The 21,435-nt window shown below is 54.4% G+C and carries 17 protein-coding genes and 1 pseudogene; 12 read left to right on the forward strand and 6 right to left on the reverse strand.

Annotated features, from left to right (window positions below; translation table 11 throughout):
- The first annotated feature begins 90 nt into the window (after positions 1 to 90).
- The 4 genes from alr to ATI02_RS16605 all read left to right on the forward strand — a co-directional run bounded on the left by alr (position 91) and on the right by ATI02_RS16605 (position 4,455).
- Positions 91 to 1,164: an alanine racemase gene (gene alr, locus ATI02_RS16590; RefSeq protein ID WP_100846822.1), complete on the forward strand. Its 1,074-nt coding sequence runs from the start codon at positions 91 to 93 to the stop codon at positions 1,162 to 1,164.
- An 88-nt stretch (positions 1,165 to 1,252) separates the two neighbouring features.
- Positions 1,253 to 1,801 carry a type II toxin-antitoxin system RelB family anti-toxin gene (locus tag ATI02_RS16595; RefSeq protein WP_025112726.1) on the forward strand — a complete coding sequence of 183 codons (549 nt, stop codon included), beginning with the start codon at positions 1,253 to 1,255 and terminating at the stop codon, positions 1,799 to 1,801.
- Between the two features lie 182 nt (positions 1,802 to 1,983).
- Entirely contained in the window at positions 1,984 to 2,397 is a 414-nt protein-coding gene (locus ATI02_RS16600) for a c-type cytochrome (RefSeq protein WP_064389547.1), read from the forward strand.
- 135 nt (positions 2,398 to 2,532) lie between these two features.
- Positions 2,533 to 4,455 carry an acetyl-CoA hydrolase/transferase C-terminal domain-containing protein gene (locus tag ATI02_RS16605; RefSeq protein ID WP_100846823.1) on the forward strand — a complete coding sequence of 641 codons (1,923 nt, stop codon included), beginning with the start codon at positions 2,533 to 2,535 and terminating at the stop codon, positions 4,453 to 4,455.
- 132 nt (positions 4,456 to 4,587) lie between these two features.
- Here ATI02_RS16605 and ATI02_RS16610 read toward each other — a convergent pair whose 3' ends face one another.
- Complete coding sequence (locus ATI02_RS16610; RefSeq protein WP_007920398.1) at positions 4,588 to 5,160, reverse strand: xanthine phosphoribosyltransferase; 573 nt, start codon at positions 5,158 to 5,160, stop codon at positions 4,588 to 4,590.
- 56 nt (positions 5,161 to 5,216) lie between these two features.
- Positions 5,217 to 7,226 (reverse strand): DNA helicase Rep, encoded by a 2,010-nt coding sequence (gene rep / locus ATI02_RS16615; protein WP_095187939.1) that lies wholly within the window; start codon positions 7,224 to 7,226, stop codon positions 5,217 to 5,219.
- A 262-nt stretch (positions 7,227 to 7,488) separates the two neighbouring features.
- Between rep and ATI02_RS16620 the strand changes: the two genes are divergently transcribed.
- A complete protein-coding gene (locus tag ATI02_RS16620) occupies positions 7,489 to 9,162 on the forward strand; it encodes a putative bifunctional diguanylate cyclase/phosphodiesterase (RefSeq protein WP_095187940.1) in 1,674 nt (557 codons plus the stop codon).
- A gap of 111 nt (positions 9,163 to 9,273) precedes the next feature.
- On the opposite strand, the gene ATI02_RS16625 is transcribed toward ATI02_RS16620, so the two are convergent.
- Entirely contained in the window at positions 9,274 to 10,668 is a 1,395-nt protein-coding gene (locus ATI02_RS16625; RefSeq protein WP_100846824.1) for a NorM family multidrug efflux MATE transporter, read from the reverse strand.
- 158 nt (positions 10,669 to 10,826) lie between these two features.
- On the opposite strand from ATI02_RS16625, the gene ATI02_RS16630 reads away from it, so the two are divergent.
- The 3 genes from ATI02_RS16630 to ATI02_RS16640 all read left to right on the forward strand — a co-directional run bounded on the left by ATI02_RS16630 (position 10,827) and on the right by ATI02_RS16640 (position 15,342).
- A complete protein-coding gene (locus ATI02_RS16630; protein ID WP_100846825.1) occupies positions 10,827 to 11,747 on the forward strand; it encodes a LysR substrate-binding domain-containing protein in 921 nt (306 codons plus the stop codon).
- Between the two features lie 184 nt (positions 11,748 to 11,931).
- A complete protein-coding gene (locus tag ATI02_RS16635) occupies positions 11,932 to 13,908 on the forward strand; it encodes a methyl-accepting chemotaxis protein (protein WP_100846826.1) in 1,977 nt (658 codons plus the stop codon).
- Positions 13,909 to 14,127: 219 nt separating this feature from the next.
- Positions 14,128 to 15,342, forward strand: coding sequence for an aldose 1-epimerase family protein (locus ATI02_RS16640; RefSeq protein ID WP_100846827.1), 1,215 nt, complete (start codon positions 14,128 to 14,130; stop codon positions 15,340 to 15,342).
- Here ATI02_RS16640 and ATI02_RS16645 read toward each other — a convergent pair.
- Positions 15,339 to 15,884 (reverse strand): annotated as a pseudogene (locus tag ATI02_RS16645) (magnesium chelatase subunit ChlI family protein); the annotation flags it as partial. The gene ATI02_RS16640 and the pseudogene ATI02_RS16645 overlap by 4 nt on opposite strands.
- A gap of 225 nt (positions 15,885 to 16,109) precedes the next feature.
- On the opposite strand from ATI02_RS16645, the gene ATI02_RS16650 reads away from it, so the two are divergent.
- Positions 16,110 to 17,276, forward strand: coding sequence for a hypothetical protein (locus tag ATI02_RS16650; RefSeq protein ID WP_100846828.1), 1,167 nt, complete (start codon positions 16,110 to 16,112; stop codon positions 17,274 to 17,276).
- A 176-nt stretch (positions 17,277 to 17,452) separates the two neighbouring features.
- Here the strand turns inward: ATI02_RS16650 and ATI02_RS16655 are convergent, their stop codons facing one another.
- Positions 17,453 to 18,184 (reverse strand): hypothetical protein, encoded by a 732-nt coding sequence (locus tag ATI02_RS16655; protein ID WP_100846829.1) that lies wholly within the window; start codon positions 18,182 to 18,184, stop codon positions 17,453 to 17,455.
- 343 nt (positions 18,185 to 18,527) lie between these two features.
- Positions 18,528 to 18,962, reverse strand: a complete 435-nt coding sequence (locus ATI02_RS16660) for a hypothetical protein (protein WP_100846830.1) — start codon at positions 18,960 to 18,962, stop codon at positions 18,528 to 18,530.
- 421 nt (positions 18,963 to 19,383) lie between these two features.
- Between ATI02_RS16660 and ATI02_RS16665 the strand changes: the two genes are divergently transcribed.
- From ATI02_RS16665 to ATI02_RS16675, 3 genes are read left to right on the forward strand one after another with little or no spacing between them, the layout of a single operon-like run.
- Positions 19,384 to 20,328 (forward strand): replication initiation protein, encoded by a 945-nt coding sequence (locus ATI02_RS16665; RefSeq protein WP_192886606.1) that lies wholly within the window; start codon positions 19,384 to 19,386, stop codon positions 20,326 to 20,328.
- A 28-nt stretch (positions 20,329 to 20,356) separates the two neighbouring features.
- Positions 20,357 to 20,752 carry a hypothetical protein gene (locus ATI02_RS16670; RefSeq protein ID WP_100846831.1) on the forward strand — a complete coding sequence of 132 codons (396 nt, stop codon included), beginning with the start codon at positions 20,357 to 20,359 and terminating at the stop codon, positions 20,750 to 20,752.
- A gap of 14 nt (positions 20,753 to 20,766) precedes the next feature.
- Complete coding sequence (locus tag ATI02_RS16675; protein WP_100846832.1) at positions 20,767 to 21,420, forward strand: hypothetical protein; 654 nt, start codon at positions 20,767 to 20,769, stop codon at positions 21,418 to 21,420.
- Positions 21,421 to 21,435: the final 15 nt, after the last annotated feature.

The raw sequence follows: 21,435 nt of genomic DNA on the forward strand, positions 1-21,435 counted from the left end.
AGTAAAGATCCCTCTCCCGGTGCTGTTGGCGGTTCACACCGTCAGCCAGCGCCGGTTTTTCTTCCCATGACCGCCAAGAAGTCTGCTGCCATGCGTCCTGCCCGTGCCCTGATCGACCTAGAAGCCCTGCGCCACAACTACCGAATTGCCCGCGAAGTCACCGGCGCCAAGGCGCTTGCGGTGATCAAGGCCGATGCCTATGGCCATGGCGCGGTGCGCTGCGCCCAGGCACTGGAAGCTGAGGCCGACGGCTTTGCGGTTGCTTGTATCGAAGAGGCGCTGGAGCTGCGCGCCGCCGGCATTCGTGCCCCGGTGTTGTTGCTTGAAGGGATTTTCGAGGCCAATGAGCTCGCGCTGATCGTCGAGCATGATTTCTGGTGTGTGGTGCATTCGCTGTGGCAGCTCGAAGCGATCGAGCAGGCAGGGCTGAGCAAACCGATCACCGTGTGGCTGAAGCTCGACTCCGGCATGCACCGCGTCGGTCTGCATCCGAAGGATTACCAGGCGGCCTATCAACGGCTGCTGGCCAGCGGCAAAGTGGCGAAGATCGTGCTGATGAGCCACTTCGCCCGCGCCGATGAGTTGCACGAACAGAGCAGCGCCGATCAGGTCGCAGTATTTGAAACCGCGCGTCAGGGCCTGGCGGCCGAAGTCAGCCTGCGCAATTCGCCGGCCGTGCTCGGTTGGCCGCAGATCCACAGCGACTGGGTACGCCCGGGCATCATGCTTTATGGCGCGACGCCGTTCGAAGAATCCAACGCGGTGGCCGAGCGCCTGCGACCGGTGATGACGCTGGAATCGAAAGTGATCTGCGTGCGTGAGTTGCCTGCTGGCGAACCGGTGGGTTACGGCGCCAGATTCATCACCGACAAGCCGATGCGCATCGGCGTGGTCGCCATGGGCTACGCCGACGGCTACCCGCGTCAAGTCCCGACCGGCACGCCAGTGCTGGTGGCCGGCCAACGCAGTCGCATCATCGGCCGCGTGTCGATGGACATGCTGTGTATCGACCTTACCGATGTGCCTGAAGCGGGCCTGGGTTCGACTGTCGAGTTGTGGGGCAAAAATATCCTCGCCAGCGAAGTGGCGAAGTGGGCTGACACCATTCCCTACCAGATTTTCTGCAACCTGCATCGAGTGCCAAGGCTCTATTCCGAGGGTTGAAGCCGCTGCGGAGCCCACGTGTTGTAAATACTGAACGCTGTCGCCATGATAACGCTCAATATTCTTACAACATCAGGAGGCTCCCGCCTTGGACGTCGGTGAACGACTGCAATCGATCCGCAAGCTCAAAGGGCTTTCCCAGCGTGAACTCGCCAAGCGCGCGGGCGTCACCAACAGCACCATTTCGATGATCGAAAAGAACAGCGTCAGCCCTTCGATCAGTTCGCTGAGGAAGGTGCTTGGCGGCATTCCCATGTCCATGGTCGAGTTCTTTTCCGAAGAAATACTCCAGGAAATACCGACCCAGATCGTCTACAAGGCCAACGAGCTGATCGACATTTCCGACGGCGCCGTGACCATGAAGCTGGTCGGGCGCGCGCACCCCAGCCGCGCTATCGCCTTCCTCAACGAAATCTACCCACCGGGCGCCGACACCGGCGAAGAAATGCTCACCCACGAGGGCGAGGAAACCGGGATTCTGGTCGAAGGTCGTCTGGAATTGGTGGTGGGCCTGGAAACTTTTATTCTCGAAGCTGGCGATAGCTACTATTTTGAAAGTACCAAGCCGCATCGTTTCCGTAATCCGTTCGATTTACCTGCGCGACTAATCAGCGCAGCAACACCAGCGAATTTTTAAAGATAGAGGCGCCAAGCCATGACGGCGAAGGCGTTCGGACAGTTTATCTACCGTGCGGTATAACCCCTTCGACTATGGGGTTGTTTCAGTGTGGCGGGCTACCCGCTATACTTGCGCCCGCCTGCGAACCGTGGCCGCAGGCGTGAATAGCCACCATTGAGGGTGAACGCGTGAACCTAATTATGAAAATGCTGGCTGCACCAGCAACCGTACTGGCCCTCTGGGCTGTCAGCGCTCAAGCTGCGACGAATGACGACATCGCCAAGCGCCTCGAGCCTGTTGGCCAGGTGTGTGTCCAGGGTCAGGAATGCAAGGGAATGGAAGTGGCTGCAACTGCTGGCGGTGGTGATGCCAAGACTCCAGACTCAATCATTGCCAAACATTGCAACGCTTGCCATGGCTCCGGCCTGTTGGGTGCGCCGAAGATTGGTGACACCGCAGCGTGGAAAGAGCGTGCCGATCACCAGGGCGGCCTCGACGGCATCCTGGCCAAGGCCATCACCGGCATCAATGCGATGCCGCCAAAAGGCACCTGCGCCGATTGCACCGATGCCGACCTGAAAGGCGCGATCGAGAAGATGTCCGGCCTGAAATAAGCCGCGTTTCTGATGAAAAAAACCGTCTTCGGACGGTTTTTTTGTGCCTGCGATTCAAGCCTTGGGCTGTCCTTTGCAGCAAAGTCGAGGCAAGCTCGGTCTACCTCTATTCACGGAACGGGCAGGAGGCTTCAGATGGTGCAGTTGTGTTCGATCGAACAGGCAGTGGACGACGTGCTCGCGCGGTTGCCGGCGCATATCCACATGGGCTTGCCGCTGGGGTTGGGCAAACCCAATCACTTCGTCAACGCGCTGTACCGGCGAGTCAAAGGGCTGCCCGAGCGGCAACTGACGATCTACACCGCCCTGTGCCTCGGCCGGCCGAATCTTGGCGACGGTTTGCAGAAACGCTTTATCGAGCCTTTCGTCGAGCGCGTTTTCGGCGATTACCCGGAGTTCGATTTTCTCGCCGACCTGCAACGTGACAGTCTGCCGGCCAATATCCGCGTCCAGCAGTTCTTCATGCAGCCCGGCAGCCTGCTCAACAGCGCGCCGGCCCAGCAGAATTACGTCAGCAGCAATTACAGCCACGCCGCCCGCGACATCAACGCCGCCGGCCTGAACCTGGTGGCGCAACTGCTCGCCAGCAGCAGCGAACATCCTGACCGCCTGAGCCTGAGCTGCAACCCGGACATCACCCTCGACCTGTTGCCGATGATCGCCAAGCGCCGCGCCGCCGGGGAAACCATTCTGCTGGTCGGTCAGGTACACAGCGATCTGCCGTACATGCCCGGCGATGCCGAGGTCGATATCGACACCTTCGACCTGCTGATCGACGCGAAGGACAGCAGCACGCTGTTTTCCACACCGAACATGCCGGTGGGGTTTCAGGACCATTTCATCGGTCTGCACGCCAGCACCTTGGTGCGTGATGGCGGCACGTTGCAGATCGGCATCGGCTCGATGGGCGATGCGCTGACCGCCGCGTTACTTGCACGCCAAGCCGATAACGCCGGTTATCAAGCGTTGCTCAGTGACATCAACCTCAGCCAGTGGGCGCAGTTGATCGATCGCGAGGGCGGCACCGGGCCGTTTGCCAAAGGTCTGTACGGCTGCAGCGAAATGTTCGTCAACGGCCTGCTGGTGTTAGCGGATGCGGGGATTATTCGGCGCAAGGTCTACCCCGATGTGCCCACCCAGGAACAAGCCAACGCCGGCACCCTCGACGAGGCGGCGCAGACTGACGGCATCTCGGTGCACGGCGGGTTCTTCCTTGGGCCGCGCAGTTTCTACGCGCGTCTGCACGAAATGACGCAAAGCAAGCGCCTCGAATTCAACATGACCCGCATCAGCTACATCAACGAGTTGTATGGGCAGGAAGAACTCAAGCGTTTGCAGCGCCTCGATGCGCGCTTCATCAACACAGTGTTCACCATGACTTTGCTTGGCGCGGGCGTGGCCGATCAACTCGAAGACGGACGAGTGCTAAGCGGTGTCGGCGGACAGTACAACTTCGTGGCGCAGGGGCATGCGTTGCACGATGCGCGTTCGATTTTGATCCTGAGAAGCTGGCGCGAATCCGGTGGTGACGTCAGTTCCAACATCGTCTGGGAATATGGCCACTGCACGATTCCACGGCATCTGCGCGATATCGTCGTTACCGAGTACGGCATCGCCGATCTGCGCGGCAAAACCGACGCGGCGGTGATCGAGGCATTGTTGAATATCAGCGATTCACGCTTCCAGCCGGGATTGATCGAACAGGCGCAGAAGGTCGGCAAGCTGCCGAAGGATTTCCGCATCGATCCGCGTTTTGCCGAGAACACGCCGCAACGCTTGCAGGCGATTGCCGCGCGACATCCGAACCTGTTTCCGGAATATCCGTTGGGCTGTGATTTCACGGCGATCGAAAGGGATCTGCTGCGGGTGCTGAACTGGCTGAAGAGCAAATTCAAGCTGAGCGAGATTCTGGAATTGGGCAAGGCAGCGCTGGATGCGCCGGAGCCTTCGCTATATCCCGAGCACCTTGAGCGCATGCAACTTACAAACCCGCAAGGCCTGAAAGAAGACCTGTTCCAGCGCCTGCTCCTCACCGGCCTCAAAGCCACCACTCAATAACTGCCCATCGCAAAACCCACTGTGGGAGCGAGCCTGCTCGCGAAAGCGGTGTATCAGTCAACCAAAATGTCGACTGACCCTAAGCATTCGCGAGCAGGCTCGCTCCCACAGGGGTAATGCGGTATTGCTGGATTATTCGATGAAGGTTACAACGCCATCCTTCAGCGATTTAACGCGGGCCAGCGATTCAACGCGATAACCCTGCGAATCCAGCTCGGCACGGCCGCCCTGGAACGACTTCTCGATCACGATGCCCAGGCCGGCAACGGTGGCGCCAGCCTGTTTGATGATCGAGATCAGCGCCTGGGACGCCTTACCGTTGGCCAGGAAGTCATCGATGATCAGCACGCGGTCGCTGCTGGTCAGGTGACGCGGGGAGATGGCCACGGTGCTTTCGGTCTTTTTGGTGAACGAATAAACGGTCGCCGACAGCAGGTTTTCGGTCAGGGTCAGGGACTGTTGTTTGCGGGCGAAGATCACCGGCACGCCGAGGTTCAGACCGGTCATGATCGCCGGGGCTATCCCTGAGGCTTCGATGGTGACGATCTTGGTGATGCCCGAATCCTTGAACAGCGAGGCGAATTCGTCGCCGATCAGCTTCATCAGGGCCGGGTCGATCTGGTGGTTCAGGAAGGCGTCGACCTTCAGGACCTGGTCGGAAAGCACGATGCCTTGTTCGCGGATTTTCTGGTGCAATGCTTCCATGAAGCTGTCCTCGTTCGGCGCTTGTGCGCCCTAAGCTTTAAAAAAAGTGGTCAATTCTAGCGCTTTAACATCGCGCGTATATCAGCCAATGCGCTGTTGCCGCGCACGGCTTTGACTTCGGTCGGTGTGTCGTCGTTGCCTTCCCACGCCAGATCGTCCGGCGGCAGCTCATCGAGGAAGCGGCTCGGCGCGCAATCGATGATCTCGCCGTACTGCTTGCGCTTGGCGGCGAAGGTGAAGGCCAGGGTCTGACGCGCGCGGGTAATGCCCACGTAGGCCAGGCGGCGTTCTTCTTCGATGGTGTCGGCTTCGATGCTGGAGCGGTGCGGGAGGATTTCCTCTTCCATGCCCATGATGAACACGTATGGGAATTCCAGACCCTTGGACGCATGCAGCGTCATCATCTGCACGCCTTCGGCGCCGTCCTCTTCTTCCTGCTGACGTTCCAGCATGTCGCGCAGGACCAGTTTGCCTATGGCGTCCTCGACGGTCATTTCGCCTTCTTCGTCCTTCTCGAGGGTGTTTTTCAACGCCTCGATCAGGAACCAGACGTTACTCATCCGGTAATCGGCAGCCTTGTCGCTGGAGCTGTTGGTGCGCAGCCAGTTCTCGTAGTCGATGTCCATGACCATGCTGCGCAGCGCCGAGATCGGGTCTTCGCCGGCACACTGCTCGCGGACCTTGTCCATGAAGCGCTTGAAGCGCGACAGGCGATCGGTGAAGCGGCTGTCCAGATGCTCGCCCAGGCCGATTTCGTCGGTGGCGGCGTACATCGAGATCTTGCGTTCGGTGGCGTAGTTGCCAAGTTTTTCCAGGGTGGTCGAGCCGATTTCACGGCGCGGCACGTTGATCACCCGCAGGAAGGCGTTGTCGTCGTCCGGGTTCACGATCAGGCGGAAGTAGGCCATCAGGTCCTTCACTTCCTGACGGCCGAAGAAGCTGTTGCCGCCGCTCAGGCGATACGGCACCTGGTGGTGCTGCAGTTTCAGCTCGATCAGCTTGGCCTGGTAGTTACCGCGATAGAGGATCGCGAAATCGCTGTACGGGCGGTCGGTGCGCAAGTGCAGGCTGAGGATTTCCATGGCCACGCGCTCGGCTTCGGCGTCCTCGTTGCGGCAGCGGATCACGCGGATCTCATCGCCGTGGCCCATCTCACTCCACAGCTGTTTCTCGAATTCGTGCGGGTTGTTCGAGATCAGCACGTTGGCGCAACGCAGGATGCGGCTGGTGGAGCGGTAGTTCTGCTCGAGCATCACCACTTTCAAGGACGGATAGTCGTCCTTGAGCAGCATCAGGTTTTCCGGCCGTGCGCCGCGCCAGGCGTAGATCGACTGGTCGTCGTCGCCTACTACGGTGAACTGGTTGCGCTTGCCGATCAGCATCTTTACCAGCAGGTACTGGCTGGCGTTGGTGTCCTGGTATTCGTCGACGAGCAGATAGCGAACCTTGTTCTGCCACTTTTCGAGAATGTCGGCGTGCTCTTCGAAGAGTTTTACCGGCAGCAGGATCAGGTCGTCGAAGTCCACCGCGTTGAACGCCTTGAGCGTGCGCTGATAGTGGGTGTAGACGATGGCGGCGGTCTGCTCTTTCGGGTTACGCGCGTTTTCCAGCGCCTGCGGCGGCAGGATCAGGTCGTTTTTCCAGGCGCCGATCATGTTCTTGATCTCGTCGACGCCGTCGTCGCCCGCGTATTCCTTTTGCATGATGTCGGTCATCAAGGACTTCACGTCGGTCTCGTCGAAAATCGAGAAACCGGGTTTGTAGCCCAACCGCGCATGTTCCTTGCGGATGATGTTCAGGCCCAGGTTGTGGAAGGTGCAGACCGTCAGGCCGCGACCTTCGCCGGCACGCAGCAGGGTGCCGACCCGTTCCTTCATCTCGCGCGCAGCCTTGTTGGTGAAGGTCATGGCGACGATGTACTGGGCGCGGATGCCGCAGTTCTGGATCAGGTGCGCGATTTTGCGCGTGATCACGCTGGTCTTGCCGGAGCCAGCACCGGCGAGCACCAATAGAGGGCCGCCGACGTAGTTCACGGCTTCTTGCTGCCGGGGATTGAGTCGGGACATACGAAAATTCGGGAGTCGTTGACGAAATGGGCCGGCATTTTAACAGGCTCAGCGATTTGTGCTGGTCTGTCCGACTTGTGACGTACCACGCGATTCAAATTTGCCGGTTTTGTTACTTTCACGCAGGATGCGCGGAGATTTTGCGGCTAATGTTCTCATTCGTGACACAAAATAACGTTCTGATAACCATTGTCATTTGGTCATTGAAGGGCGCAACGGCATAATGCCCCGCCCACATCATTGCAGAGTCTAGGGAGCTAGCTTGTCTACGCCTGTCGAACCCTTGCGTTTGCTGCTACTGGCCGAAGAGCCAGCGTGGACAGCGTTATTGCGCGAGTGTCTGGCTCCGATGGGGAGCGCGGCGGTGCTGATCAGCGCGCCGAGCTGGGAGTCGGTCAGCAGTTTGTTCGAAGACAACCGCCACGCGGTGCTGTTGACCCTTCCGGCGTTGCAACCGGCCCCGGGCCGTTGCAGCCTGCCAACGGTATTGCTGCTGGATCACGAGCCGGCCACCGCGCCCGTTGGTGTCAGCGACTGGCTGGTGTTCGATGCCCTCGACGCCGGCATGCTGCGCCGTTGCCTGCGCCACGTGCGCGAACGTGGCGTGCTGGAAAACACCCTGCAACGCCTCGCCGAACAGGATCCGCTCACCGGCATCGCCAACCGCCAGGGTTTCCAGACCTTGCTGGCGGCGCGCCTCGCGGAAAACGACGGCCGTGGCCTGGCCCTCGGGCATCTTGATCTCGATAACTTCCGCCATGCCAACGACGCCCTCGGCCATCAGGCCGGCGACCGCTTGATTCTGCAAGTCGTCGCACGGCTGAAAAGTCAGCTGGAGGCCGGCGATCAACTGGCGCGGCTGGGCAGCGACGAATTCGCCTTGCTGATCGACACCCGCCGTGCACCGCAACGCGCCGAGTGGATGGCCGAACGCATCACCGAGGCCTTGGCCGAACCTTACTGGGTCGATGGCGAAAGCCTGTTGATTGGTTCGAGCCTTGGCATCGCCCATGCCCGCGCACAGGGCGGCGCCGATCCGCTGATGTGGCATGCGCACATTGCCATGCAACAAGCGAAAAGCACGCAGGGCTGCACTTTTCATATCTTCAACGAACGCATCAACCGCAACGCGCGGAGCATGGCCGACCTCGAAAGCGAGCTGCGCCGGGCCTTGCGTCGCGATGAACTGGAACTGCACTACCAGCCACGGCTGAATCTTGAGGACGGCCAGATCGTCGGCCTCGAAGCCTTGGTACGCTGGCGCCATGGCGAACGCGGGCTGCTGCCGCCGAGTGAGTTCGTGCCACTGGCCGAGCAGAGCGGTTTGATCGTGCCGCTAGGCTACTGGGTGATTTCCCGTGCCCTGCGCGACATGCAGGCGCTGCGCGAGCGAGGTCTGCCGGCGCTGCACATGGCAATCAACCTGTCGTTCCGCCAGTTTCAGGACAGCCAGTTGCTGCCGACGCTCAGTCGGTTGATTGCCGAACGCGGCGTCGAGGCGCAGTGGCTGGAGTTTGAACTCACCGAAACGGCCGTGATGCGCCGCAGCGATCTGGTCAAACAGACCATGGACGCCCTCGGTCGCCTCGGCGTGCGTTTCTCGCTGGATGACTTTGGTACCGGGTTCTCGTCGTTCGTGCACCTCAACAGCCTGCCGATCACCTTGCTGAAAATCGACAAGAGCTTCGTCGGCGGTATGGAGCAACGCGAAGAGAATCGCAAACTGGTGCACGCGATGATCAACCTCGCGCACAACCTGCACCTGGAAGTGGTGGCCGAAGGGGTGGAAACTCCGGAGCAGCTGGAACTGCTGCGCGGGTTTGGATGCGATCAGGTGCAGGGGTATCTGATCAGCCGGCCGTTGCCGTTGGCGGAATTGGTTGAATATCTAACCTTCGGTTCTAGCCAGCAGCCAGCCCTCGAAGTTGTGAGCTGAACACGAAACCTAATGTGGGAGCGGGCTTGCTCGCGAAGACGTCGTGTCAGTCAGAGCATGTGCTGCCTGACCCACCGCTTTCGCGAGCAAGCCCGCTCCCACAGGGGAATTTTATTCAGCCTGAGCGATATTGAAGCCTTGCGATTGCGGCTCACGCCGAATCATCCGCTTCATTTTCCATTCAAACGCCAGCGTCAAACTCACTGCCGCACACGCCAGCCCCAGCGCCAGACCCCACCAGACCCCCGTCGGCCCCCAGTTCAGGTGGAATGCCATCCACCAGGCCGCCGGCGCGCCGATCAGCCAATAGCAAGCAAGCCCGACCAGGAATGTGGTTTTGGCATCCTTGAGTCCACGGATGCAACCCATGGCAATGGTCTGCGTGCCGTCGAACAACTCGAACCACGCCGCTACGGCCAGCAGGCTCACGGCCAAGCGGATCACCTCGGCAAACGCCGGATCGTTATGGTCGAGGAACAAGCCGACCAACTGATTCGGCAACAGCCAGAACACCATGGCAAATGCCAGCATGACCACCGCGCCGAAGGCGATGCCGACCCGGCCGGACATTCGCGCATCGAGCAGTTGCCCGGCGCCGTAATGCTGGCCGATACGCATGGTGATCGCGTACGACATACCGGCGGGCACCATGAATGCCACCGAAACGATCTGCAGAGCGATCTGGTGCGCGCCCATTTGCGTGCTGCCCATGGTGCCCATGCACAGCGCCGCAAAGGCGAACAAGCCGACTTCCACTGCGTAGGTGCCGCCAATTGGCAGGCCGAGGCGCCAGAGTTCCTTGAGGTATTGCCGGTTCGGCCGAGACAGCCCGGTGCGCAACGGATAAGCGTCGTAGGCCGGATGCCGACGAATGTGCCAGGCCAGCGCCAGCGCCATGCAGTTGGCAACAATTGCCGTCACCAGCCCGATCCCCATCAACCCCGGTTTCGGCAAGCCGAACATACCGGTGATCAGTGCGTAATTGAGCAGAAAGTTAGCCACGGTGCCGCCGAGGCTGATAACCATCACCGGCGTTGCCCGGCCAATGGCGCTGGTGAAGCCGCGCAGGGCCATGAAGCTCAGATAGCCGGGCAGGGCGAAGGGTAGGGCGATCAGAAATTGCCCGGCAGCGATGACGTTGGTTTCGGTCTGGCCGAACAGCAACAACAGCGGTTTCAGATTCCACAGCAGTAAACCGGCGCCGAGCGCCATCAGCCACGCCAGCCACAAACCAGCCTGGGTCAGGCGTGCAGCGCCAATGATGTCGCCAGCGCCCTGACGGATCGCCACCAGCGTGCCGACGGCAGCGATCACACCGATGCAGAAAATCGACACGAACGAATAGCTCGCTGCGCCCAGACCGCCGCCGGCCAGCGCTTCGGGGCTGATGCGCGCCATCATCAGGGTGTCGGTCAGCACCATCAACATGTGCGCCAACTGTGAAGCAATCAACGGCCCCGACAGCCGCAGGATGGCCCAGAGTTCGTTACGCACAGGATGCTGCATGGTGATCACCACTCATCAACAGAGGGAACAGAAGAGCGTCGATTCTCGGCGCTTGGCAGGGAATGCACAAAGGGATAAAACGGATGGGTCGCATGATTAAAACTCATCCTGAACAGATTCTGATAAGTTGGTCGCATCCCGCTGTAGGAGCTTTCGCAATGTCTCGTCGTCTTCCTCCTTTGTATGCCCTGCGCGCATTTGAAGCAGCGGCGCGGCACAGCTCGTTCACCCGTGCGGCCGAGGAGCTGTCGATCACCCAAAGCGCGGTGAGTCGGCACATACGCACGCTTGAGGAACATTTCGCCTGCCGACTGTTTCACCGCAGCGGCCGCAACCTGCAGCTGACCGAAGCGGCGCGCCTTTTACTGCCCGGCATCCGCGAGGGTTTCACTGCCCTTGAGCGCGCCTGCAATACCTTGCGCGCCGAAGACGACATCCTGCGCATGAAAGCGCCGTCGACCCTGACCATGCGTTGGCTGCTGGCTCGCCTGAGTCGCTTCCGCCATTTGCAGCCGGGCAACGAAGTGCAACTGACCAGTGCCTGGATGGATGTCGATTCGGTGGACTTTAACGATGAGCCCTTCGACTGTGCCGTGTTGCTCAGCGACGGCCATTTCCCGCCGGACTGGGAGGCCAGCCTGCTGTTTCCCGAGGAACTGATCCCGGTGGGCGCGCCGAACCTGCTGAACGATCAACCATGGGATGTTGCGCGTCTGGCGTGCGCCGAGTTGCTCCATCCCACCCCGGATCGCCGCGACTGGCGCAGCTGGCTGGAGCATATGGGGTTGGCCGATCAGGTCTCGCTCAAGGGCGGGCAGGTGTTCGATACACTCGAGTTGGGGATGATCGCGGCGGCCCGCGGTTATGGCGTGTCGATGGGTGACCTGTTGATGGTCGCCGAGGATGTTGCGCAAGGTCGCTTGAGTCTGCCTTGGCCAACGGCGGTGGCCAGTGGACTTAATTATTACCTGGCGTGGCCGAAAACCCGTCCCGGGGGTGAACGTTTGCGCCGCCTCAGCGATTTCCTGCAAGGCGAAGTCCGCGCCATGGTGCTGCCGGCGGTCATGCGCTTGAGCTGAAACGTTCGAGCCGTCACAATGCTGGCCCTGTGCTATAACCCTGCTATCCGCTCAAGTATTCGGGTCTACCGCCGAATACGTGCATGTGGAGCCGTCGTGCCGGTATCCACGATTCACCCCCACTATTAGAAGATTATCCGAGCTGCGGTCAAGGAGGACCGGAAAGTTCGGCCAGGAGCTGTCCATGTCTCAACCTCGCGCTCGGATCGCCTCGCAGCTGGGCCTCGCGCTCGCCGTGATACTGGCGATAGTCATCAGCGGCAGTACAGTCTTTGCTTTGCGTTCACTGGATACGGCCAACCTTGCTACCCGTGAAGAGCACCTTGCCAGTGAAGCGCGTCTGCTCGCAGACCAATTGAGCACCTTCCACGGCACGCTGCGCGAAAGCACCCAGCGTCTGAGCGGGCTGTTCGAGAAGCGTTTCAGCGCAGGTTTGAGCATTCACCCGAGTGAGCCGGTGACCGTCGCCGGGACCCAGACACCGGGTCTGCACTTGGGCAGTGAAGTGCTGAACAACAACTTCAAGGAAGTCGACGAGTTCAAGCAGATGACGGCGGGCGTTGCCACGCTGTTCGTGCGCAGCGGCGAAGATTTTGTCCGCGTCAGCACCTCCCTGACCAAGCAGGACGGTACCCGCGCCATCGGCACTCTGCTCGATCACGCGCATCCGGCCTATGGGAAGTTGATCGCCGGGCAGAGCTACGTCGGCCGCGCCTTGTTGTTCGATCGCTCCTATATGACCCAATACACCCCGGTGCGTGATAGCAGCGGCAAGGTGATTGCGGTGCTGTTTGTCGGCTTCGATTACACCGACGCGCAAAACGCCCAGTTCGACAACCTCAAGCGCTTCCGCATCGGTCAGACCGGTTCGCTGGCGCTGCTGGATGAGCAAAACAAATGGCTGGTGGCTCCGGCGGGTGTGCAGACACTGGATCAGGCGGTTACGGTAATCGGCGGCCTGGCCAAAACCCCTGGCAAAGGCCAGTTCTGGAGCGACAAGGCTGAAGACTTCTACAGCGTTTCGGTGCCATTCGACGGCGGGCCGTGGGCAGTCGTGGCAAGCATGCCGAAAGCTGAAATCCGGGCGGTGACCTGGAGTGTCGGCACTCAACTGGCGATCGGCAGTTTGCTGGCAATGTTGCTGGCGGTCGGTTCGGTGGTCTGGCTGCTGCGCAGCAAACTGGCGCCGCTGAGTGATCTGGTGCGTCAGGCCGAAGCCTTGGGCGCCGGTGATTTGAGCGTGCGCCTGAACGTGACAAGCAAAGACGAGATTGGCCAGCTGTCCCGTGCGTTCAATCAGATGAGTCAGGCGCTGTCGACCATGGTCGAGCACATCCGCCGCTCTTCGGAAGAGGTCAACAGCCGTGCACAAGCATTGTCCGGTCTGTCCGGCGGTGCGTATGAGGGTATGGAACAACAGTCTGGCGAGATCACCAGCATGGCTGGTGCGGTTGAAGAATTCAGTGCGACCTCGCTGAATATCGCCGACAACATGGGGGCCACCCAGCGCCTGGCACAGGAAAATGCTCAGCAGACGCAGATCGGTCGCACCTCGATGGACGAAGCATCTTCGTCGCTTGAGCAAATCGCTGGCGCTCTGAACACCACCGCCACCGTGATCAACACCCTCGGCCAGCGTTCGCAGGAAATCGGCGGCATCGTCAGTGTGATCACTTCGATCGCCGAGCAAACCAACCTGCTGGCACTCAACGCGGCCATCGAAGCGGCCCGCGCCGGTGAACAAGGGCGCGGCTTTGCGGTAGTGGCCGACGAGGTACGCAACCTCGCTTCGCGCACCCGTCAGGCGACCGATGAAATTTCCGGCATGATCCAGAGCATTCAGCAGGAAACCGGCAACGCGATCAGCACCATGGAACAGGGCAATGTGCTGATGCAGGAAGGTCTGTCGCGTAACGCCAATGTCGCTTCGGCGCTGGCGCGAATCGACGAGCAGAGCCGTTCGGCGGGGCAGCAGTTTGCAGCGATCACCACGGCGACGCAGGAGCAGAGCAGCACCGCGACGTTGTTGAGCAGCAACTTGCAGAGCATTGCGCTGGCCAACAGTGAGCAGCGTGAGGTGGTTTCCAACCTGGCCGTGACGGCCAAGGAGCTTGAGAAGCTGGCGGCGGATCTGCGTTCCGAGGTTGATCGCTTTCGTTGATGTGCGCCTGAAATAGCTATCGCGAGCAGGCTCGCTCCTACAGTGTCCGGTGCGAATCACAGATTTTGTGAAGATCCGGATCCCCTGTGGGAGCGAGCCTGCTCGCGATTGCATCACTGAAGATCTTCGGCAGAACATGCGGTCTGTCGATCTAATACACTTGCTGAAACGTTTCCGCAGCGCTATAAAAATGGCACAACTCCAATAAAGGCTGCTGCCATGACCCCGCTCAAACTCGTCGCCGCCCTCGGCGCATTCTCTGCTGCTTCCCATGCCATGGCCTGGGATTACGTCCTCCTCGACGCTGACAAACCCGCGCAGAACTGGACCATCACCAGTGAGCAGCTCGGCGTGAAAACCGACAAACCCTTCTCGGTAAGCCTGCGTACCTTGCACGGTGGGCGGCAGGAAGGCGTCAGCATCGTCGACATCGATAACGGCACGATGAAACTCTCGGTGGTGCCGACTCGTGGCATGAACGTTCTGCACGCCTCCGTTGGCAACGTGCGAATGGGTTGGGATTCGCCGGTCAAGGATGTGGTTAATCCGGCCTTCATCGAACTCAATGGCCGTGGCGGTCTGGGTTGGCTGGAGGGCTTCAACGAGTTGGTGACCCGCTGCGGCTACGAATGGGTCGGCCATCCCGGCATGGACAATGGCGAACTGCTGACCTTGCACGGTCGCGCCGCCAACATCCCGGCCAGTACCGTCACCCTGCACATCGACGAAAAGCCGCCTTATGCCATCAGTCTGCGCGGCGATCTGAAAGAGCAAGCCTTCAAGAAAGTCGATTTCTCGGTCGTCACTGAACTGGTCACCGAGCCCGGCAGCGCGCGTTTCGCACTCAACGATACGCTGACCAACAACGGCGATTATCCAAAGGAATACCAGGCGCTGTATCACAGCAACTTCAGTACACCGTTCCTCGAACAGGGCGCCCGTTTTGCTGCACCGGTAAAACAGGTCTCGCCGTTCAACGACAAGGCCAAGGGCGATCTGGCTGACTGGCAGACTTATCGTGCGCCGACCAAGGACTACGATGAAACCGTCTACAACGTCGTGCCCTATGCCGACGCCAAAGGCGAAACCCTGACCGTTTTGCACAACAAGGCCGGCAGCCTGGGTGTCTCCGTAGGCTTCAACACTCAGCAATTGCCGGTGTTTTCCCTGTGGAAAAACACTGACACCCAAGGGCAGGGCTATGTCACTGGGCTGGAGCCTGGCACCAGTTTTTCCTACAACCGCCGCTATCAGCGTCCGCTGAATCTGGTGCCGACCATTGCACCCAAGGAACATAAGCAGTTCCAGATCAGCTACAGCCTGCTCGCGGACAAGGGGGCTGTGGATAACGCCTTGAAGCGTGTGAGCGAGATTCAGGCCGGGCGTGAAACCGAAGTGCGGCAGACGCCTCTGGTTGATCTGACCGAGCATTAAGGTGTCGCTGGCCGGTATTGCAGCGCTTCGGCCAAGTGATCACGGCTGATTGCATCGACTTGCTCAAGGTCTGCCAGGGTTCTGGCGACTTTGAGCAAACGATGGGCCGAGCGCAGCGACAACGTCAGTCGCTCACAGGCGGACTCCAGCCAGGTTTCGTCGGCTGTGGATAACTTGCAGTGCCGCTTCAACCCCGGCAGATCGAGAAACGCATTGGCACAGCCCTGACGCTTCTGCTGTCGTTCGCGTGCCTCGGCCACCAATGCCGCAGCGCTGGCACTGTCTTCTCCCGGCTTTACCTGCGGGTTCAACGCCGTCGCTTCTCGCGCCACTGTCAGGTGCAAGTCGATCCGATCCAGCAACGGTCCCGACAGCTTGTTGCGATAGCGCTGCACCATGTCCGGCGTGCAGGAACACTTGCCGCTCGGCTCGCCAAGATATCCACAGGGACACGGATTCATCGCCGCCACCAGTTGGAAGCGCGCAGGAAAGCGCACGCGGTCCTTGGCTCGGGCAATCACGATATGACCGGACTCAAAAGGACAGTCTTTTCTCACACTTCTTGAAGCGGGTTTCCCGGTTGTTAAACGCCCGGAAAACGGCATGTTTTTCAGATCGAGGTGGTTTGGAGTGCCGGGACTCGTACCGGTGCGAGAAATCGCCAGTTACGCGGTGTGTGCGTCGCCCTGCATCCGTGCAAGAAACCGCCAGACGTACTTGACCAGCCACCACGTTCAATGACAATGACGGAAAGACTAGGAGCCGTCATGAAAGCAAATTGGATTTTGGCGTTGATTGGTGCAGCTATCGTCATTGGTGTAGTGGTTGCGGTGGGGGTGCTCTGGGCTTATGGATACTACCTTGGCCCGGTTTCGAGGAACGCAACCGACTGGGGTAGTTTCGGTTCCGTCATGAGCGGTGCTTTCACCTTGTTAAGTTCTTTCGCAACCATCGGGACGTTGCTTTTCCTTTATCTACAACAATTGAAGGGTGAAGAACGTCAGATTGCACAAGATGTTGAGAATCTAGCCAAACAACAGAAACACGATATTGTCGTAGAAAAACAATTGGCGGCATTGACCTTTGAGCAATACCTGAATCATCGAAAGGTATTTTTTGAACGGTTACATGAACAAGCAAGCTTCTTTAAGGAAAAAATACACTTTCCTAATCCTGAGCGGATTTATACAGCCATCTTTCCGAAAAATAGCCCTAGTCATTGTGAGTATCAGGTAGTCATTGATGGTCCTGAACCAGTGAAGGCACATGATCTGACTGACTGTAAACACATCTACACAAGTATTACCGGGCTACTTGATAATTACAGAGACATGGAAAAGCACTTGGAGCTAATCCAGAAAATATTTCATTTACAAGGTTGCCTTGGAATAGATTATGTAGGCACACCAAGAGAAGGCGATATTTACTTTCTTAAGTTCAATACAGGTATAAATATTTATGAGATTTCAAAATCCTTGTATTTATTGGAGTGTGTTTTCAACTCAATTCTTTTCTATACCGGCAATGAAAATGTAAGCCAGATACATCATAAAGGCCAAGGAACACTTTTACGTGACGGAATTTATAGGACGCTATCTGAATACCATAGAGCACGGGGTGCGGTAGAAATATGGCATGAGATTGAAGCTCTACCATTTCTGCATCAGCTTTATGAGTTAAGTCAAACCCACTTTATCGTCAGTGAAAGAATCCTTGATGAGACGTACAGGCATTTGAGTGAGATTTTTGATAGTCACGAAGAAATTCAGAAGCTGAAAAACTTTGATTATGCTGACAGATTAACGGACGTGATTCTGTATGAAATCAAAGGAGCCATAGAGCAGTATGGTAGCGATCAAGATAAATTGAACATCCTAAACAGAGCGGATAGCTATCTGTGGTCTGCAATGGAGTGTCTTGGGGTAACAAGATAATGGCGAGCGGTGGCTCGCCTATTCTGGTGTCGCTTCGCTTTAAAATCAAAAGCTTTTTAAAGTCAAGAAAAAGGGCCTAAGCACAATAGACCGTAGATGGAAAGAAAACGGAAAAATTACGTTATGGGAATGTGTGCTACCCCTTCGGGGTAGTAGGTTAGAACGGAAAATTGACATTAAAAAAGCCCTTTCGGGCTGATTTTGATTTTCATCATGTCTACTAGACTTTTATAGTGTTTGTTCGTGTCGTTAAAAGTCACCATCACATCAACGCCATCAATTGTGTAAACAGGATTTAAAAGTGATGGTCTTGTGGCTTTTATCTCTTCGCTTTCTGTCTCTTGATAGTCGAATGGCTTCAACGTTTGAATCAACGTTAAATGACCTAAATTACATTTTAACGTCTTTATTACCTTGCGATCTTTTACGATTCTGATCGTGATTCTATATTCGTATTTCAATTCTTTGAAAAAGAAAAAATCCCTTGGCGTCATCGCTTCATGAAAAGCTTCTCTATGAACCGGATCAATGTCTACATTGTTGATTGCGACTAACTCATCTTTATCAATCAATCTCGCATAATTTTCACATGTTGAAATCCTAGAAATCGCTTTGTATTTTTTTGTTTTGCATATTTGTATTACTGAATAGTCATAGTCAAATTGAGCGTCTAAATCGAACAAATGGATTTTTTTCTGTGTAGCGTCTTCGTATTCTTCTGACTTGAAATAATCGCTAAACACATAATTAGCAACGCCAATTGACGATGTTGACTTACTGACTAATAAAAATCTTGTAGGATTTTCTTTTCTGTTTTTGAAGGTTGTATCTACGCTGAATACTGCACATGAGTGAAATGCTTCTTGTGCCAATTCGACTAAATTAAATTTCTTTTTGATGTTTTTCATAAATCTCCTTTTTGTATGTTGTTACTTAAATGAAAACACATAAAAAGAAGAAGTCAACAGAAAGGGCCTAACTATTTTAATCGACAGGGCTTATTGTCTAACCCTATTATTAAATAATGTTCGACCTTAAATATATTTTCAATCTGCTATTGACACGTAATTAATGGCTTATGCAAGCCATAAAACGACCATCGTAAAAAAGGTAAAACTCAATAATTCGCGATATTTTCTAAAATAAAATCATCGAAATTTTGTCGAAAAATAATTTGTCAAAAGAAAGGGCCTAAATCCAACAGACACAAAAAAGCCCCAATCAAGGGGCTTAATTTTTTCTCAAAAAATGTCAGGCAGTGACAGGAACGCCGCCAAGCTTTTTGATCAGTGCATCAAAGTCAGCGACTTTGTTTTTCTTCATCAGGTCGGCCAGATAATCAGCATAGGTCGTGAAGCCTAGTGCTTCAATTGTCTTGCCAACAGCCCCAGCCTTTTTGCTTTGCAAGATCGTTTCAACACCATTGATCTTGACTTTAAACTTCGGGGCTTTCGCCTTCGTGGTCTTCACGCTCACGCTTTTAGGTGTTTTAGCGGCTGTTTTAACGCCGTGAAGGGAATGCACCACATCGACAAAATCGGGCACCTTATAGCCGTATTTATTGCGAAGGGCTTCAAGCTCTTCAACAAATTTCATGACTTTTGCTTCTTGTTCATTCGATTGAAGGTTTTTGATTTGCTCTTCAAGCTGTTTTTGCTGTGCCAGTAGATCAAGCAATTTAGACATTTTCAACGATCCCGGTTGTGGTTTTTCAGGATCATAAATTTCTTGATGAAAAAAGTCAAAATAAAGGGCCTAGGCTCTTAACGGTTTAGATTTAAGATTTTTTGATCTACCAGAATGGCTTTTGACTTTGGCCTACATCTTATATATAGATTTACGAAGTAAATATCTTTTCTTTTCCTGAAACAATCAAATAAGCCCGAGAGAATAAGGAAATTTCAAAAATCCCGGTTAACGCTCCTTATTTATTTACCCCCTTTCGGTTAACGCTCCTTATTTTTTAAAGCGGTTTATCTTTTAAAATATGGATAATCTCAAAGCACGATAATACGGTTAACAGCATTTGTTATTTTTTTACTGTTTTAATCTTGTAATTTGTTTTTTTTGTGGTTAATTATAAGTATAACAAGGGTAAAAAATAACCATGAAATACATTTTAAAAGAAAACGGCAAAGAAAAAAAAGTGTTCAAGCTGAAAGGTTTTGTTTCAGTTCCTCGCATTTTTCTCGCTCTTCCATTGTTCAATACAATAAATTCTCACAAAGAGCCGAAAGGCTTTGAAATAGCTAAAAACCACAATGCTAAAAACATACATATTGCTTCCACGTCATTGACTATATTCAATGACTTTGAGGTATTTCTTTTTATTTTGCGAAAAGTATACAGCAGCAAAAGCAATGAATTTGAGTTTACCCTTGATGAAATAATGAATGACTTTGATGTTAAAACATCACATAGAACAATGTATTTTTCGATCTTTAAGCAGTCAATTAGAAAGCTCAACAAAATCAATATTGAATATGAAGAAGAAACGGAAGAGGGAACCAAAACTGTTTTTCTAAACTTCATCACTGGCGAGATGACTAAAAAAGGCGGAAAGATTGAAGTATCAAAACGTTTTATTGAGTTTTTTGGAAGTCTTAAAGAGCTATACGAGATCGACACGAAGATGTTGAGCCTGTTGACTAATGAGTATCAAAGAATTCTTTATGTGTTGTACATTTGTAATAGACGCAACAAAACCAATTATTTTAGTGTTGAGATGCTAAAAGAAAGATTCCGCATCAGCGATAAAATGCCGTCTAAAATGTTTGTAATGAAAATAAGAAAGGCAAATGCAGCACTTAAAGAATTGGGTTTAATTGAAGACTTTAAAGAAGAAAAAGAAGAAAAGAACAATCGAACAACGTCAAGGTTTTTAGTCGATTATAGTTATAAGTCACTTTATAAAGATTATGAAAGCAAAAAGGCAATTGCAGAAATGAAATTGAAGGCATTCAAAAAAGTCGATTTCTCAGCATTAGATCAAGAAGAAGCAAAACCAGTGGCACAAGCAGAAGATGAATCATTTGACGAAAATGATTTTTAAACAAATAACCAAAATATGAGGATCTAAAATGGAAGCAGAAGAAATCAAAGAAATAGATTTAAAACACATCAGCATAGCCGCTCAGGCGTTGATTACGCACATCGAAAGCTTATTGCCACTTATCCCTAATGACAGGGTTAAAACGCTCGTAGCGATGAAATTAGGCACTGCTATCAGTGAGGGTGGAAATGAGGCGATGCTGCGTCAAATTTTGTTGTTAGCTAGAACGGCAATCGAAAACAGCGAATTGATTGAGCATAAAATGAATACCGGGGATCTTGAATACAACCCGTTTACCGGGGAAATACTCAGCGAAATAAATTGTATGCCTGCGGCGATTCCAGTCATCAAAATGCTGAAAGAAATTAATGAAAAGAAAGCAAGAAAGAACAAGCCAAATGAACAAAAGCCGCCAGCGGTTTAACGATCAGGAGAATCATGAATGCAAGAAACGTAATCACATTTTTAACGCTGCTTTTCCTTCCTGCCGTTGCGTTCGCTAGCGGTGAAGCTTCAAACGTCATTTCTCAGCTAATTACAAGCTACCAAAAGCTAATTTTAACCTTTGGTTTTTTAGTTGGATTGGGCCTTACGGTTTCCGGTGGCTACAAACTCACGCTAATGAACGAACAAGGACAGAAGAACGCAAAGACTGTTCCTTTGATGAGCCTTCTTGCGGGTGCGTTAATGATGAACGCAATGGCATCACTTGGGCTTTTTAGTGAGACGTATTTTAGTACCTCAGATCTTTGCTTCGTCGTTAAAGATGGCGTCGTTAACAGCAGTTGTATGAGTGATGAAATGTCAGGCATCACCGGAGAATTAAAAACAAGAATTGAAAAACTTTCCAGTGGTTCTACCGCACAAGTATTTTTAACCAACGTCAGCAACATAGTTGGGCTTTTTCAAATCATCGGTTTAATTTACTTTTTAATCGGTGTTTATGGATTAACACAAGTCGCCAACGGATCGGCTCAGAATGGCTACGGGAAGCCAGTTATCACGATGTTTGCTTCGTCTTTGATTGTCGCTCTTCCGCATACCGTTCAGATAATGATTGATACGCTAGAAACCGTAGGATTTAACTTTTAAATAATCAGGGGGAAT

The organism is Pseudomonas baetica (genome assembly GCF_002813455.1).
Taxonomy (GTDB): Bacteria; Pseudomonadota; Gammaproteobacteria; order Pseudomonadales; family Pseudomonadaceae; genus Aquipseudomonas; species Aquipseudomonas baetica.